This is a genomic window from Pseudoalteromonas sp. SG43-8 (genome assembly GCF_014164245.1).
Classification (GTDB): Bacteria; Pseudomonadota; Gammaproteobacteria; order Enterobacterales; family Alteromonadaceae; genus Pseudoalteromonas; species Pseudoalteromonas distincta.
The window spans coordinates 95,388-110,632 of record NZ_JACJEX010000005.1 but is presented as its reverse complement, the minus strand read 5'-3'; the positions used below and the strand labels follow the sequence as shown (position 1 = coordinate 110,632).

Sequence of the window (15,245 nt, the reverse complement as noted above, 5' to 3'; positions counted from 1 at the left end):
ATATAGGAATCATAAAATGAAAGTTTTAGTGAGCTTAGTTAGTCTAATCGCCTTTTTACTCGTCATACTGCCAGGGCCTTTGTATAAATATGGTATTGTAGAGCTAAAGGTTGCGTTTACGGGATTTAGATTTGGCGTTTACGCTGGTGGCGCTGCATTGGTGCTACTTATAATACAAGCGTTATTTATGCGTAAAACGTTAACGCTAAGCAGTGGTGTTATTGCGCTTGTGTTTTCGGTTGTGGCTATTGCTATGCCACTTAATATGATGAACAAAGCTAAAAGCGTACCGGCAATTCATGATATTTCAACAGATTTAGTTAACCCACCAAAATTTGTAGCAATTGCGTCACTGCGTGCTGAAGCACCAAACCCAGTAGAGTACGCGGGTGAAAAAACGGCAGTACAGCAACGCAAAGCATACCCAGAACTGGCAACGTTAAGCTTTGCACAGTCTAAAGCCGATTTGATGGCAGCAAGCGAACAAGCAGTAAAAAATCTTGGTTTTGCAGTAGTAAGTGCAAACACGGCTACAGGTATTGTAGAAGCTACTGATACAACCACATGGTTTGGTTTTAAAGACGATGTGGTAATTCGTATTAAAGATGAAGGCAGCCAGCGTTTTGTTGATATTCGTAGTAAATCGCGAGTAGGGCGTAGTGATTTAGGAAAAAATGCAGAGCGCATTCATTCAATTATTAATGAACTAAACAGCTTACTTGCAAAATAATTAAATTTAGCGCCCTAGTACTAACGATTGAGCCCAAACACTGTTTGGGCTTTTTTGTGCCTATTTTATATTGTCAGGTTCTATTCACGGGCTATGGACTATGCTGTTGATGATTTAAATTTTTAACCACTATGGAGTTATTATGAAAACAGTAGGATATGCAGCAAAAAGCCAAGGTTCTGAATTGACAGAGTTTTCTTTTGAGCGCCGCGATTTACGAAATAACGATGTAGAAATTGAAATTTTATACTGTGGTGTGTGCCATTCAGATTTACACGCCGTACGAAATGATTGGGGTGGCAGTGACTACCCATTAGTACCTGGGCACGAAATTGTTGGTAAAGTTGTTTCGGTAGGCAGCGACGTTAAAAAATATAAGCAAGGTGATACTGTTGGCGTGGGCTGCATGGTTGATTCATGCAAAAGTTGCGATCAATGTGATAACGACGAAGAACAATTTTGTCGAGAGGGTATGGTTGGCACTTATGCAGGTAAAGATAGAGAAACCGGCGAAATGACCCAAGGTGGGTATTCTAAACATGTTGTTGTACGAGAAGAGTTCGTACTTTCAATACCAGAGAGTTTAGAGCTTTCACGCGTTGCACCTCTATTATGTGCAGGTATTACTACGTATTCTCCACTTCATAAATGGGGCGTTAAAAAAGGCAGCCGTGTTGCAGTTGTTGGCCTCGGTGGGCTTGGCCACATGGCAGTTAAAAATGCCGTAGCGATGGGTGCAATTGTTACTGTTGTTGGGCGTAGTGAGTCGAAAAAAGAAGACGCCGTTAAATTGGGTGCCCAGCATTACTTAGTGTCATCTAATGATGACGAAATGAAAGACTCGCAGTCGGCTTTTGATGTAATTATTGATACAGTGCCTGTTAAGCATGACCTTTCAATCTACACGCCTTTATTAGACATAGACGGCGCACTAATCATCGTTGGACAGGTTGGCCCTGTAGAAGAGCTAAGCACGGTGCCGCTGTTAATGGGTCGCCGTCGTATTGCAGGGTCACTCATTGGTGGTATTGCAGAAACACAGCAAATGCTCGATTTTTGTGGTGAAAATAACGTGCTACCAGAGTGCGAAATGATCAACATTGACGAAATTAACACGGCATACGAGCGTATGGAAAAATCTGACGTACGATACCGCTTTGTTATTGATATGGCATCGTTAAACGCTTAATTTACTAGGTAAATTAAAAATAAAAGAGCCGCTAATTAGCGGCTCTTTTTATGTTTTAAATTAACCAGGACTCAGTTAATTAGTAGCTTGCGCTGTTGGTTGCTGTTTGTTTAGTTGTAAGTAACTTAATAGCCACATACCCAAACCACCTAAAAACAATGCAGCTGCTACGTAACCTGTTTGATTAGGTGCAGCACCTTGCGCTATTGCAATTCCGCCAACCCAAGGACCTATAGCATTGGCAGTATTAAATGCGCACTGTACTAAGGCACCAATCATAGCGTGGCCTTCGGGCGCAACGTCCATTAAAAGCGTTTGAATCAGCGTAGCCAAGCCCACACTGCAACCAATAAAGAAGATCACCGCGTAAAGAGCCCAAATATTATGGCTTGCCGTTACATATGCAAAGGCAAATACAATAGTACATACAAGCGCAAGGCCAGTCGTTTTAATTGCTGATTTATCGGCAGCTTTACCCAGTACATAGTTACCGAGTGTACAACCGATACCAAACATTACCATTGCGATAGAAATAGTATACGGAGCTGTTTTTGTTACCACTAATATGGTGTCGGCAATATAAGTATAAATACAAAACACTCCGCCAAAGCCAATAATTACAATACCCAAAATGGACCAAACCAGTTTATTTTTAAGTACGCCAAACTCGTTTAGTAAGTTAGAAGGCTTAGCGTTATCGATACTAGGCACTACTTTATAAACAAAAACAAAAGCAATAAAGGCCAGTACTGCAGCGCCAGCTAAACAATAACGCCAACTTAAATTTTGACCTACAAGTGTAACTATAGGCACGCCAACAATAGTAGCCACAGTTAAACCCATAAACACCTTAGACATAAAGCTTGCACGCTTACCTTTTGGGGCAATATCTGATGCTAATAAAATAGCAGCACCAAAATATGCACCATGAGGTAAGCCACTTAAAAATCTAAATATTACAAGCTGCTCAAGCGACGTTGCCATCGCGCTTAACCCGTTTGAGATAAACATTAAGCTTATAAAAATGAGCAATGCTTTGCGCTTTCTCATATTAGCAGTGGTAAGCATTAAAATAGGCGCACCCACTACAACACCAATGGCGTAAGCACTAATTGCGTAACCACTTTGTGAGGGCGTTGAGCCAAATGTTTCGCTAATTAGTGGCAGCATAGGCATCATCGAAAACTCAGATAATCCTAAAATAAATGTGCCAAGTGCTAATACGAGTAAAATAGCGGTTCTGTTAAGTTGACTAGATGCCGACGTTACATCTGATGTCATAGATGATCCCTTAAGATTTAATTTTAAAAGTGAAACAGCACAATAAATTCTGAATAGAAAATATTATATGTATGCTTAAATTTTGGTGTGAGAGGGTAGTCTGTGAAAGTGCTATTTTAAGTTAAAAAAAGTACAGAGTCATGCATAAATTAGTGTTTTTGTTAGGTTTTTAAAATGTTAATTAGAAGAAAATACTACTTAAAATTCATAAAATAAAAAAACTATTTATAAAGCATGCATCTATAAGGTGTTAAATATTCGCCGAAAGGTTATTTAGAGCTTATATTTACAGTACAGTTACATGTTGATATCACATTAATTTGCTAATGTTTTTACTAATTTACTCCTTAAGGTTTTTATATGTTTGGTATTTCTAAAAGAAACGCAAAAATTGAAGAAATGGAGCTTCAATTAATTCAAAAACAGTCTATCTTGTCGGCAATTAACAAGCATGTGGCTTATATAGAGTTTACACCTGAAGGAATAATATTAGACGCAAATCAGTTATTTCTAGCTACTGTAGGCTACAGCAAAGAGCAAATAATTGGCAAACATCATCGCATGTTTTGCGAACCTGAATATGCAAAGTCAGACGAATATAGCCAATTTTGGCAAGCATTAAAAACCGGAGATTCTAAATCAGGATCGTTTTTAAGATACAAAGCTAATGGCGATAAGCTTTGGCTTGAGGCAACTTACTTTCCTGTAGAAGAGCATGGCGTAGTCACTAAAGTGATTAAAATAGCCTCTGATATTACGACTAGTTATATACAACGAAAGGCACAAGAAGCGATAGCTACTGCACTCGATAAAGCATTGGCTACAATAGAGTTTACCCCACAAGGTAATATTTTAAGCGCAAATCAAAACTTTTTAGCAACAGTAGGCTACAGCTTAAAAGATATTGTAGGTAAACATCATAAAATGTTTTGTACTGAAGTGTTTTATGAGAAAAACCCACACTTTTGGAATGAATTAGCGCAGGGGCAGTTTAAGTCAGGAAAATTTAAACGTATTGCCGCCGACGGTTCAGAAATTTGGCTAGAAGCTACTTATAACCCAATATTAGATAGCAAAGGTAATGTAATTAAAATAATTAAGTTTGCATCAAATATTACTGATCGTATACACAATAATAATGCAGTGACTGAAGCCGCTGCAATCGCGTATGAATCGGCGGTAGCTACAGCGCAAACCGCTAAAAAAGGTTCTGAGATACTACAAAGTTCTGTTGCAAACTCAGATGCCATTGTAAGCCAAGTTCTTAAGTCAGTTGATTTAATTAAAAATCTTAATGAACAATCAGCTGTAATAGGCTCCATTGTTTCTACAATTAGCAGCATTGCTGATCAAACTAATTTACTTGCACTCAATGCTGCTATTGAAGCTGCACGTGCTGGTGAATACGGTCGAGGTTTTGCTGTAGTAGCTGACGAAGTAAGGCAACTTGCAGCCAGTACGAGTAGTTCAACTAATGAAATAGCGACCGTTGTTAAAAATAACCAAGAGCTCACTAATGATATATCAAGGCAAATTACGTCGGTTTCAGACTCTTCAGAGCAAGGCCGAGAGCTTATTGCGAATGTATCTGAAGTTATTAAAGAGATTGAGCGAGGGGCTGATATTGTTTCTCAAACAGTCGCTGAGTTAAATACTTAATTTATTATATGACCTTTTAGATTAAACACGCCTAACAACATTCAAAATTGATAAAGTGCGACAATATGTCGCGCTTTTGCTTTTGCAGTTCACACTATAATTACGCCAATTATTACAGTGGCATAAATTAACAATGGTTTATAAAAGCAAAACTCAAAAAACTTACTTACTTTCCCCTGTCGCACTTTTTATTAGCTGTGTGCTATCTACTTTTGCATTTGCCGACGATACGTCTTTAGAAGTAATTGAAGTACACGGACATGCTCAAAATAAGCATTTAGCACTTGGTTCGTCAGAATCGTTATTAAGTGATTTAGGTGTCGACTTTTCAGCTGCGGGCGGCGTATCTGACCTCCCTATTTTAAATGGTTTAATGGGCGACAGAGTTAAAGTGTTAATTGATGGCGCAGATGTAACCGCTGCATGCGCTAATCATATGAACCCGCCACTTTCGTATATCTCGGCTAATCAAATTACGTCTTATAATGTGGTTGCAGGCGTGTCGCCAGTGAGTGCGGGCGGCGATAATATTGCTGGCGTAATAAACGTTAATTCTATTTCACCACAGTATAGCGATAGCAATGAATTAGGTTGGCACTCAGGTTATGTGTCAGCAAAGTACAGTAGCGTTGATAACGGACGTAAACTTGGCGTTGGTGCACGTTTAGCAAGTGACACGCTTAGCCTTAATTATCAGGGTTCGTTTAGTGACGCAGATAGTTATGAAGACGGTAACGGCGATGTAGTATTAGATACATTGTATCGAGCACAAAATCATAGTTTAACCGCAGCTATGCGCGATGATAAACAGCAATTAGTTATAAAGCTAACGCATCAAAAAATCCCATATCAGGGATTTGCAAATCAGTATATGGATATGACCGATAACACCAGCTACGGTGCAATAGCTCAATACAAACGCTCCTTTGAAAACAGCGAGCTTGAAGGGCAAGTTAACTGGCATAGCGTAAAGCACGAAATGGGTTTTTTTAGCCAAGAAAAAACAGGCATGATGCCAATGAAAACCGATGCACAAGATATAACTACGCAGCTTAAATGGCGTATTGCGCTTAATAAAAACAGCAGTATTTTACTCGCTCAAGAATATTACAATTACAGCATTGATGATTGGTGGCCAGGTATTGAAGGCTCAACCATGATGGGACCAGACGATTACGTAAATATAAATAACGGTAAACGAGAGCGCATAGCGGCATTTGCTGAATTTGAGAGCCAAATAAATACCAAGTTATGGTTAAATGCAGGCGTACGTATTGAAAGTGTTAATACCCAAGTAGGTGAGGTTCAGCCTTACCACGACGGTATGAGCATGATGGATATGGGCGATATGAGCGACATGGGGGGTATGGAAATTATGACCATGAGCGATACGTCTACAGATAATAGCATTGCTGCACAGAACTTTAATGCTGGCGACAGAGATAAAACCGACACTGTAGTTGATGCTAACTTTTTAATTAACTACCAAATAACAAATTATGATGAGCTGCAATTTGGTCTTGCCCGTAAAAACCGCGCACCTAATTTATACGAGCGATACAGCTGGGGTATAAGTACCATGGCAACCACCATGATTGGTTGGTATGGCGATGGTAATGGCTATATTGGTAACCCTGATTTAGACGTTGAAACAGCGCATACTTTAAGTGCTACTTATATTAAGCAGGCTAAAGATGACCGTTGGCGATTAAGCACCAATGTTTGGTATACAGATGTGAATGATTATATTGATGCTGATATTGTAAGAAGCTTCAATAGTTATGACTTGGACAACACAGCGCGTAACATTTTGCAGTTTACTAATGTAGATGCCATTTTATATGGTGCAAAAATAGATTTAACAGCCAACATTTATGAATCTAAGCAATTAGGTAACTGGCAGTTACACGCTAATGTTACAAATACCAGAGGTAAGCGAGACGATACTAACCAACCGCTTTATCAAATTAAACCACTGCAAACCCAGCTAGGTATTAGCCAGCAAATGGGTCGATTTGAAAATGCGTTATCTTGGCAGTGGGTAGATACTAAAACCCGTGTAGATAATAATCGTTTTGAAAACCAAACAGACAGCTACAGCTTGGTTAATTTAAGCTCTAAAGCCACATGGGATTCATTAACGCTAAGCGCAGAAGTGAGTAACGTGTTTGATGAATATTACCAACTCCCACTAGGCGGCGTAAGTATTGCAGCACTTAAACAAGATAGCAGCAACGGGTTTGAACAACTTGCTGGGCAGGGTCGTTCATTTAATGTAAGCATTAGTTACGCGTTTTAACTAAATTAAATTTTAAAATAAAGTAAAAGCCATAACTGTGTTATGGCTTTTTTCATACGCTTTAATATGTAAGCCGTAAACTTATTTTTATGAAATATTTGTACGCAAAAAGCGTTCTATTAAGCACGCTTGTACTAATTTTACAGCGTTATTTTAAGGCAATGCAGTAAAAAGCAGTAACTTGTTCATCACCCAATGATTAGGAAATACAGTGTTTAAGCAATTTAAAAATAAAGTGATGGGTGCGCCAACAGCTATGGCTGGTTTAGCTTTGGGTATTGCCTGTATGGGGTGGACATGGGAAAACGTTTTTAATTTAAACTCCCAAGGGCAATTTTTGGGAGCTGTATTAGCTGGCGTATTAGTTTTACTTTTGGCTGCTAAGTTTTTACTACACCCTCATTTATTAAAAGCCGATTTAGCACACCCAGTTGCAGGAAGTGTGATCCCTACATTTGCAATGGCTAATCTTGTTATTTCAAACTCAATTGGGCAATTTCACTCATTAGCTGGCGACATTATGTGGGTTTTAGCTTTTGTGTTGCATCTCACATTTTTGGTGAGCTTTTTATACCAGCGAGTAAAAAAGTTTAACTTTGAGGATATGGCGCCCAGCTGGTTTGTGCCACCTGTGGGGATAATTATTGCAGATGTTACTTTTTCGGGAAATTCGACATTAGCGTGGTTAGCTCATAGTGCGTTAGTTATTGGTATATCAACGTACGCTATAATGCTGCCAATTATGTTTTATCGTTTTTTATTAGCATTAAAAAGTGACTACGAAATACAGCCAACACTCGCCATTTTAGCAGCGCCTGCCAGTTTAACATTAGCGGGGTATTTTCATATTGTAGCTAATCTGTCACTTATTATAGTGGGGGCATTATTTATATTATCGATAATAAAAACACTGATTGTTTACGTGTTATTTATAAAGTTATTAAGCAGACCTTTTACACCGAGCTACGCTGCTTTTACATTTCCAATGGTTATTGGGGCAACTGCATTATTTAAAATGGCTGATTGGATGCAAAGTATAAACCTCGCAATGCCATATGTAGATACAGTTAATTACTTAGCTACGTTTGAACTTATAGTTGCCACGGCAGTGGTATGTTATGTAAGTGGTCGGTACTTTTGCCACTTTAAATTATCAAAGCAACAGGTAACATAAAACTACTCTTGGATTACCTGTGGCTCATTACTTTCTTGTTCAGCTAGTTTTTCGCGCTCAGCTTTTGATACATAAGACGGTTTGTTGCTTTTATGCAATTTAGCGTTAGTGCGTTTATCTTTCTTTTGAAATTTAGTGACGATTTTTTTACGACGGTTCACAATTAAATACTCTCTTAATTTTAAGTCGCGCATTATACAGTCATCCTCATAAAAGCTGCTATATAAATATTTAACATGAACTCTGGGCAAGAGATTTACTTGGCCTATTGCAAGTAAGTTCAACGCAGTTAGCGCTGAAAATAGCTGCTTGAGATAGATTTATTATCCAGAGTTTCGGTTATTTACCTTAAGTTACCTATGTGCTGGCGTAAAGAGCTATAAGTAGGCACTTCATAGCGTTATAATTACCGCTCTTAGTTATTAATTAAATGGGAATTGTTTTGAAAAAGTTAGCTTTAGCCAGTATTGCTTTATTTGCATTTAGCGCACATGCGCAGTTAAATAAAAATATTGATAGCGTTGCCGATTACGCAGTAAATACCTACCAAAATGCTCAAATACACACACTAACTAACTTAGTGGCTTTTCCGACGGTTAATAAAAGCGACATTAGCACTCCTCAAAATCCCGATTTTATTGGCTTTAAAGCACTTTTAAAAATGAAAGCCGCAGAGCTTGGTTTTGACTATCAAGATTTAGGGTACACCGTATTAATTGGTATGGGCGAGCAAAGCGAAAAAGTAACGGTAGTAACCCACGGCGACGTGCAACCTGCTAATGCTAGCAAATGGAAACAAAGTCCTTTTATTATTGATACATCTGAACCGGGTAAATTAGTTGGTCGTGGTACGGAAGACGATAAAGGTGCAATAGCAACAGCGCTTTACGCCATGAAAGCAATTAAAGATAAAGGCATAGAGCTTGATAACCGCATAGAGCTTATGATTTACCTTGCAGAGGAGTCTGATTGGGGTCCGCTTACTCAATTTATGAAAACGTATGAGCAACCCAAATATGCAGTAACGATTGATGCATCATACCCTGTAGTGGTTGCCGAGAAAGGCTGGAGCTTAATTGCACCTACTTTTAATGCAACATCACCACAAACGGGTTTATATGTAAAGGATGTAACTGGCGGTGCGTTTAGAAGCCAAATTCCAGAAGATGCAAGCTTAGTTTTGCACAATGCAGACGCGGCACTTATTAATACATTAAAAGCAAAAGCTAAAACATTAAATAAAGTTGAATTTAACTTTAGTGAAAAAAGTAATGGCTTAGCAATAAGCGTTAAAGGTATGTCGGCGCATTCATCTGAGCCGGAGTCGGGTATAAATGCTATTGCTTATTTAGCTGAGTTATTTAAAGGTGTGGAGCTTGAAAATAACAGTGACGGCGAGCTAATCGACTTTGTGAATCAGTTAATTGGTTTAGACATTCACGGTAAACAATTTGGCGAAATAGCTTACAAGCACGACTTTATGGGCCCAATGACAGTGGCACCAACAGTTATTGAGCGCGATGGTAATGCGCTAACACTTGCTGTAAATGCACGTCGTCCAATGGGTAAAGACGAAGCCGTATTACAAAAGCAAATTGATGATGCACTCGCTAATTGGCAAGCTACTAACAATGTAACACTTGCTAACATAGAAACAATTATTGGCACACCTATGCTACTTGATGGCGCGCCACACGCGCAAAAGCTGCTTGATATTTTCAAGCATTTTACGGGCGACGAAAAAGCTGACTTTGTATCAATAGGTGGTGGCACTAACGCAAAGCTGTTTGATAATGCGGTATCGTTTGGCCCTTCAATGCCAGGTAAGCGCTATACAGGTCACTCCGAGCATGAATTTATGACCATTGAGCAACTTGAACTGAATTTACGTATGTACACAGCAATGATGATAGAGCTAGGTAATATGTAGTTTAAGCCTTACTTAAATTCAATAAGGTTTAATAATAGGTGTTGAGTACTAATCAGCACCTATGTCCTTAAAATTTACCTCAGGCAAGTTTTCAAAGCTTGGTTTGGCAAATAAATACCCTTGCATAAGCTCAACACCTGCGTTTTTAAGCCACTTATATTCTTCTACTGTTTCAATGCCTTCAGCTAGTGCGGTTATGTTTAAATCGCGAAACATATTTAAGCAATGAGTTACTATTAGTTGGCGTTTTTTGTCGTTGTTAATATCGCGTATGAGCGCCATATCAAGCTTGATAATATCTGTTTGAAAGTCAGCCAATAGATTTAAACCAGAATAACCTGCACCAAAGTCATCAGTGGCGGTTTTAAATCCAAGAGACTGATAGTAATCAACAATGCGTTTAATGTGTGCGGTGTCTTCAATTTTTTCAACTTCAGTAAATTCAAACATAATATTTTGAATTGGGAAGTTATACTTTTTTGCAGCTTCTAGTGTGGTGCGTATACATCGCTCTGGTTTATAAATAGCATTAGGTAAAAAGTTAATGCTTAGCATTGATGTTATGCCCAGCTTTGCGGCTAGTTGAATGGCTTTAATACGACAAAGCTGATCAAATGCATAGCGGTTGTCTTCATTCACTTTTGAAATAATTGAATAAGCAGACTCGCCATTTAAACCTCTAACCAATGCTTCATAGCCATAAATTAGGCGAGTTTTACAGTTTATAATCGGTTGAAAAGCCATAGAAAAATCAAATTCAAGATCGTTGGCGTCAGCACAATTACTACATGTCACTTTTTCACAATCTTTTGATTTTTCGATCACTTAGTTCATCCTCTTATGTTTATTTTTAAAGTTAGTTGAGGGTAGATCCTAACACAAGCAGATTAAAGTATTAGTTTATATTTTTTTTAACGTAATAAGTAATTATTTATATGTGAGTAGTATGATGACTAATGTCATGCTATTTAATGACATTTGGCAGGGGTTTGTATTTCTTTTTTATATAAAAATAGATTTATACATTAACAGGAGGATAAACATGAATACATCAACAACAATATTTCAAAGTTTTAAACAGTATGCAGTTGCTTTAGTGTTTTTAGGATTAATTAATTTAATTACATCACCAAACACCTTATGGGTGATTTGGCCCGCGCTTGGCATGGGGATCGCTTTATTATCTGAAGTCTTAGGTATAAGCAGCTCTAAAAAGGTATCTTGATGATTAGTAAGCCAAGTAATAATTTACTTGGCTTTAATTTAATGTGCTTTATTTACAGTAATCTAAACCTAAATATTTAAAATGCTGATTGAAGCGTCGCATCTAGTGATATTTCGGTATTTAAGAGTTTTGAAATAGGGCAGCTCTTTTTGGTTTGCTCACATAAGGCTTGAAACTGCTCGTTTTGAATATCATCAATACGCGCTTTTACCTCAAGGGCAATATGCGTCACCGAAAAACCGTCATCTACTTCATCAAGGCTTACAGTGGCTTTAGTATCAATTTTATCTGCGGTAAAGCCTGCATCACCTAATGCAAGTGAAAGCGCCATACTAAAACATGCACTGTGCGCTGCACCTACTAATTCTTCAGGGTTTGAGCCTGCCTTATCTTCAAAGCGGGTATTAAAACCATAAGGTTGTTTATTAAGCGCGCCACTTTGAGTTGATATGCTACCTTTGCCTGTTTTAATGTCGCCAGACCATGTTGAACTTGCCGTTTTTTTAATCGTCATCATCTTCTCCTTGCTAGAGTGTAAGCTTTTCAGGCTAGCTAAGCGTTATTTACAAAATAAACTTATATAAAGCCTCAAAAGCACTAATTACAGATGATGCTGCAAAATAGGCGCCAGTTAATTGTTATCCCTGTTTATTTCGCTTACAGCGCTCTGAGCAGTAAATAACGTTATCCCAGTCGCGCTGCCATTTTTTACGCCACGTAAAAGGTTTATTACAAATAGGACACATTTTTTGAGGTAAGTTTAGTTTTTTGTGCGCCATGCTTACTTAGCCTTACTGTTATTTTTAGTATCCGTTTTACTTTTTGTTCGAGTAACTTTTTGAGTACCCCCAACGTGTTTTTTAAGAATCCTCCCTATGGCGCGTTTAACATCAGCTCGCTCACGGTATTGCCATAAGCGCTCGCGTGCTTCTTTTGAGGCGGCTGTTAAATCAAGCATGGGTTCAGGGTAATCATCCCCTAACTTAAAGTCGTTAAAGAGAGCTTCCATTGGAGTTTGCTCCCAAGGCTGATGTAAATATTCAATAGGGAGTTTTTCAAGCTCGGGGCACCACTTTTTAATAAACGAACCTGTTGGGTCTTGATCCTCCGATTGTTTAATTGGGTTGTAGTGCCTAATGGTGTTAATGCCTGTTACCGAGGCTTGCATTTGAATTTGCGGATAATGAATCCCGGGCTCAAAATCTAAAAAGTAATTAGCGAGAGGAAAGCTTGCTTGCTGCCAGCTTATATTTAAATGATGCGTTACAAAGCTTACAAGCATGGCGCGCATTCTAAAGTTTATATAACCGGTGGCTTTTAAGCAGCGCATGCAAGCGTCAATAATTGGAATACCAGTTTGACCTTGCGCCCAGCGTTCAATATCGTTTTTCACACGTTCATCATCACGATACGGAAATACGTGGTAACCCGGATTTAGGGCTAAAAACTCCATGGAGCACTCGCTTTCAAACTTTTGCATAAAGTGGCAGTGCCAATGCAAGCGCGATACAAACGCTGCTAGTGGGCGTTTCCAACCTCTTTTGTCAGGGTGTTTTGAATGATATTCATCAATGGCCATTTGATACACTTGCCTAAGGCTAATGTTCCCCCATGCTAGGTAGGGCGAAAGCCGAGAGCAGTGGGTTTGGCTTAAACTTGGGCTCGATATTCCCTTTTGATAACCTTTACCGCGTTCGGCAAAAAAGCTCTGCATTACAGTTCGCGCATGCAGTGGGCCACCTTTTTGAAAGCTGTCATGATCTTGAGTGTAAGCGCTTGGCAGCTCAGGTGCTTGATAGTTATTGAGGGTAATTGTTTTTATGCTCTTCCAATTAGGAACAGCAATAGGTGCTTGCATTGTTTGCTGCCAGCGTTCGTTCCAATTATTACGATTTTTTTTGCCGCGAATTACCGCGCCTGTTTGCGACTCTTGCCAATTAATGTGGTTATGCTGGCACCATGCTTTTATTGCCTTATCGCGCTCAAAAGTGTTGTTTAAGCCGATTTCTTGATGGCTAAAAATATTAACTATTTCAAACTGCATCTTTAACGATTCAAGTAAGTCGTTCATATTTAAATTAAATATATAAACACAGGCGTTAAAACGCGCTAGCTGATTATTTAACTCAACTATTGATTGATACACAAAGCGCCAGTGCCGCTCATTGTAGTGTGCATCTTCGAGCAGTAATGGCTCAAAGTTATAAAGTAACAGGGTCGGTAAGCCATTACTAAATGCATTTTTTAATGGTTGATGATCGCTTAGACGTAAATCACGTTTAAACCACACGATGTTTATTTTTTCTTTCATACTGGCAATATTAAAACCGTGGCATTATAAATAATAAGACAAAACCAATACGTATTAAATGTAAAAGAAGACTAGTGTAAAAACGATTTTGATATAGGCAACTCATGTTAAGGTGATACTAAAATGAGTCGCCAATAAAAGAAGTATTATAAATAGGGAGAATTACCGTGATACTTAAGCAATTTTGGCACTTGCAGTCATGTGAGAGTACACCTATTAAAGCTTCACCAATTGCAACTACTTCCATTGTCTTTTCCTAAAACTTGCGGGGGTATCGCTTTGTATGACGATACCCTCAGTTAGGGTGAAATTAAAAACGCTTACCAATAGTAAAGCTAAAGACACGAGATAAGACAACGCGCGCATTAAATATAGTTGATTGATCTGCTACCGTTTCACCTGAGTGAAACTTCCCTCTGATAAGTTTCCTGAGTTATTTAGGTTTTTAACATCGACACGAAGATTTAAGGGTACTCGCCGAGATATCATGGAATGTAGGTAGGGCATCAAAGGCTCCAAACGTTGCTACTGTTTTGGCTCCGCACTTAGTAGCAAAGTCGATAGCCTTTGAAACGTTAGTAAAGTTACTTGCCCAGTCAGTAAATTCTGTTTTATTACTCACTAGCGAAGATATTTGATATAAAAAACCACCTACAAACGCATCGCCTGCAGCTGTGGTATCCACAACATATGCCTGAGGGCAAGGATAAGTACCACTAAATGAGCTAGATGAAAAAGTAATAGGCTCGCCACCATCGGTCATTAAAACTAAAGCTACGCCACTATCTACCCAACTTCTAATGGTGGTATCAATATGCTCTATTCCATAAAGCGAGATCAGCTCATCTTTACTCGCTTTAATAACATCAACTGTTTTAGCAACATCCTCAATAACAGATTTAGCTGTGAGTGGTTCATCCCAGAAGGCTGAACGAAAGTTAATGTCAAAGCATGTAACCGAGCCTGATTCTTTAAAGTGTTTTAGCGCATGTAAGGTTGTATTTAATACTAAAGGTTTTGCAAAAGAGCCTGAACAAAAACTCACAATTTTAGGTGTTGAAAATAAAGAGGGCTCTAAATCGGTTATTTGTAAATCGTAATGTGCAGCATCTTTATCGTAAAATTCAAATGTACGTTCACCGTTTTCATCAAACGATACGAACGCGAGTGCCGTCTTCCCTTTTTTTGAAAAGCCAACATAAGATGTGTTTACATTATACATTTTGAGTGCATTTATTAAAAAGCGACCAAATTTATCATTGCCTACTTTACCAAGCAAATAACTTGAACCACCAAGCTTTGCTACGGCTACAGCAACATTAGCGGGTGCGCCTCCGGCAAACTGTGTGAAGTCTAGTTCGCTATTTGATGCCTTATTGTGCATGCAGTCATGTGAGAGTATATCTATTAAAGCTTCACCAATTGCAACTACTTCCATTATATTTTC

At 38.6% G+C, this 15,245-nt stretch carries 14 protein-coding genes; 7 read left to right on the top strand and 7 right to left on the bottom strand.

Features of this window, described 5'->3' with window-relative positions; translation table 11 throughout:
• The first annotated feature begins 16 nt into the window (after window positions 1–16).
• Both H5122_RS11540 and H5122_RS11535 read left to right on the top strand, forming a co-directional pair.
• On the top strand, window positions 17–730 hold the full coding sequence (locus tag H5122_RS11540) for a DUF1499 domain-containing protein (RefSeq protein WP_182682214.1): 714 nt from the start codon (window positions 17–19) through the stop codon (window positions 728–730).
• 142 nt (window positions 731–872) lie between these two features.
• Window positions 873–1,919 (top strand): NAD(P)-dependent alcohol dehydrogenase, encoded by a 1,047-nt coding sequence (locus H5122_RS11535; RefSeq protein WP_182673754.1) that lies wholly within the window; start codon window positions 873–875, stop codon window positions 1,917–1,919.
• A 75-nt stretch (window positions 1,920–1,994) separates the two neighbouring features.
• Here the strand turns inward: H5122_RS11535 and H5122_RS11530 are convergent, their stop codons facing one another.
• Window positions 1,995–3,200: an MFS transporter gene (locus H5122_RS11530; RefSeq protein ID WP_024598262.1), complete on the bottom strand. Its 1,206-nt coding sequence runs from the start codon at window positions 3,198–3,200 to the stop codon at window positions 1,995–1,997.
• A 360-nt stretch (window positions 3,201–3,560) separates the two neighbouring features.
• Here H5122_RS11530 and H5122_RS11525 point away from each other — a divergent pair, with 360 nt between their 5' ends.
• From H5122_RS11525 to H5122_RS11515, 3 genes are all read left to right on the top strand, one after another.
• Complete coding sequence (locus H5122_RS11525; protein WP_182670848.1) at window positions 3,561–4,859, top strand: PAS domain-containing methyl-accepting chemotaxis protein; 1,299 nt, start codon at window positions 3,561–3,563, stop codon at window positions 4,857–4,859.
• 133 nt (window positions 4,860–4,992) lie between these two features.
• Entirely contained in the window at window positions 4,993–7,158 is a 2,166-nt protein-coding gene (locus tag H5122_RS11520; RefSeq protein ID WP_182682215.1) for a TonB-dependent receptor, read from the top strand.
• A gap of 211 nt (window positions 7,159–7,369) precedes the next feature.
• Window positions 7,370–8,332 carry a TDT family transporter gene (locus H5122_RS11515; RefSeq protein ID WP_182682216.1) on the top strand — a complete coding sequence of 321 codons (963 nt, stop codon included), beginning with the start codon at window positions 7,370–7,372 and terminating at the stop codon, window positions 8,330–8,332.
• Window positions 8,333–8,334: 2 nt separating this feature from the next.
• Here the strand turns inward: H5122_RS11515 and H5122_RS11510 are convergent, their stop codons facing one another.
• The gene (locus H5122_RS11510; protein ID WP_039487197.1) at window positions 8,335–8,526 is read right to left on the bottom strand and encodes a DUF2986 domain-containing protein; all 192 of its coding nucleotides are present in this window, start codon (window positions 8,524–8,526) and stop codon (window positions 8,335–8,337) included.
• A gap of 248 nt (window positions 8,527–8,774) precedes the next feature.
• Between H5122_RS11510 and H5122_RS11505 the strand changes: the two genes are divergently transcribed.
• On the top strand, window positions 8,775–10,262 hold the full coding sequence (locus tag H5122_RS11505; RefSeq protein ID WP_182682217.1) for a dipeptidase: 1,488 nt from the start codon (window positions 8,775–8,777) through the stop codon (window positions 10,260–10,262).
• Between the two features lie 48 nt (window positions 10,263–10,310).
• Here H5122_RS11505 and H5122_RS11500 read toward each other — a convergent pair whose 3' ends face one another.
• Entirely contained in the window at window positions 10,311–11,087 is a 777-nt protein-coding gene (locus H5122_RS11500; protein ID WP_182673749.1) for an EAL domain-containing protein, read from the bottom strand.
• Window positions 11,088–11,304: 217 nt separating this feature from the next.
• On the opposite strand from H5122_RS11500, the gene H5122_RS11495 reads away from it, so the two are divergent.
• Window positions 11,305–11,487: a 2TM domain-containing protein gene (locus H5122_RS11495; RefSeq protein WP_002958152.1), complete on the top strand. Its 183-nt coding sequence runs from the start codon at window positions 11,305–11,307 to the stop codon at window positions 11,485–11,487.
• A gap of 76 nt (window positions 11,488–11,563) precedes the next feature.
• Here H5122_RS11495 and H5122_RS11490 read toward each other — a convergent pair whose 3' ends face one another.
• The 4 genes from H5122_RS11490 to H5122_RS11475 form a co-directional block, all read right to left on the bottom strand.
• The gene (locus tag H5122_RS11490) at window positions 11,564–12,001 is read right to left on the bottom strand and encodes an OsmC family protein (RefSeq protein WP_039487188.1); all 438 of its coding nucleotides are present in this window, start codon (window positions 11,999–12,001) and stop codon (window positions 11,564–11,566) included.
• 124 nt (window positions 12,002–12,125) lie between these two features.
• Window positions 12,126–12,266 (bottom strand): DUF2256 domain-containing protein, encoded by a 141-nt coding sequence (locus tag H5122_RS11485; RefSeq protein ID WP_007376862.1) that lies wholly within the window; start codon window positions 12,264–12,266, stop codon window positions 12,126–12,128.
• 2 nt (window positions 12,267–12,268) lie between these two features.
• Window positions 12,269–13,798 carry a cryptochrome/deoxyribodipyrimidine photo-lyase family protein gene (locus H5122_RS11480; protein ID WP_182682218.1) on the bottom strand — a complete coding sequence of 510 codons (1,530 nt, stop codon included), beginning with the start codon at window positions 13,796–13,798 and terminating at the stop codon, window positions 12,269–12,271.
• A 445-nt stretch (window positions 13,799–14,243) separates the two neighbouring features.
• The gene (locus H5122_RS11475; RefSeq protein WP_182682219.1) at window positions 14,244–15,236 is read right to left on the bottom strand and encodes a carbohydrate kinase; all 993 of its coding nucleotides are present in this window, start codon (window positions 15,234–15,236) and stop codon (window positions 14,244–14,246) included.
• Between the last annotated feature and the right edge of the window lie 9 nt (window positions 15,237–15,245).

Coding starts and splice junctions, on each gene's coding strand:
- H5122_RS11540 (WP_182682214.1), top strand. CDS start 17: ATGAAAGTTTTAGTGAGCTTAGTTAGTCTAATCGCCTTTTTACTCGTC.
- H5122_RS11510 (WP_039487197.1), bottom strand. CDS start 8,526: ATGCGCGACTTAAAATTAAGAGAGTATTTAATTGTGAACCGTCGTAAA.
- H5122_RS11520 (WP_182682215.1), top strand. CDS start 4,993: ATGGTTTATAAAAGCAAAACTCAAAAAACTTACTTACTTTCCCCTGTC.
- H5122_RS11480 (WP_182682218.1), bottom strand. CDS start 13,798: ATGAAAGAAAAAATAAACATCGTGTGGTTTAAACGTGATTTACGTCTA.
- H5122_RS11490 (WP_039487188.1), bottom strand. CDS start 12,001: ATGACGATTAAAAAAACGGCAAGTTCAACATGGTCTGGCGACATTAAA.
- H5122_RS11525 (WP_182670848.1), top strand. CDS start 3,561: ATGTTTGGTATTTCTAAAAGAAACGCAAAAATTGAAGAAATGGAGCTT.
- H5122_RS11475 (WP_182682219.1), bottom strand. CDS start 15,236: ATGGAAGTAGTTGCAATTGGTGAAGCTTTAATAGATATACTCTCACAT.
- H5122_RS11530 (WP_024598262.1), bottom strand. CDS start 3,200: ATGACATCAGATGTAACGTCGGCATCTAGTCAACTTAACAGAACCGCT.
- H5122_RS11535 (WP_182673754.1), top strand. CDS start 873: ATGAAAACAGTAGGATATGCAGCAAAAAGCCAAGGTTCTGAATTGACA.
- H5122_RS11495 (WP_002958152.1), top strand. CDS start 11,305: ATGAATACATCAACAACAATATTTCAAAGTTTTAAACAGTATGCAGTT.
- H5122_RS11485 (WP_007376862.1), bottom strand. CDS start 12,266: ATGGCGCACAAAAAACTAAACTTACCTCAAAAAATGTGTCCTATTTGT.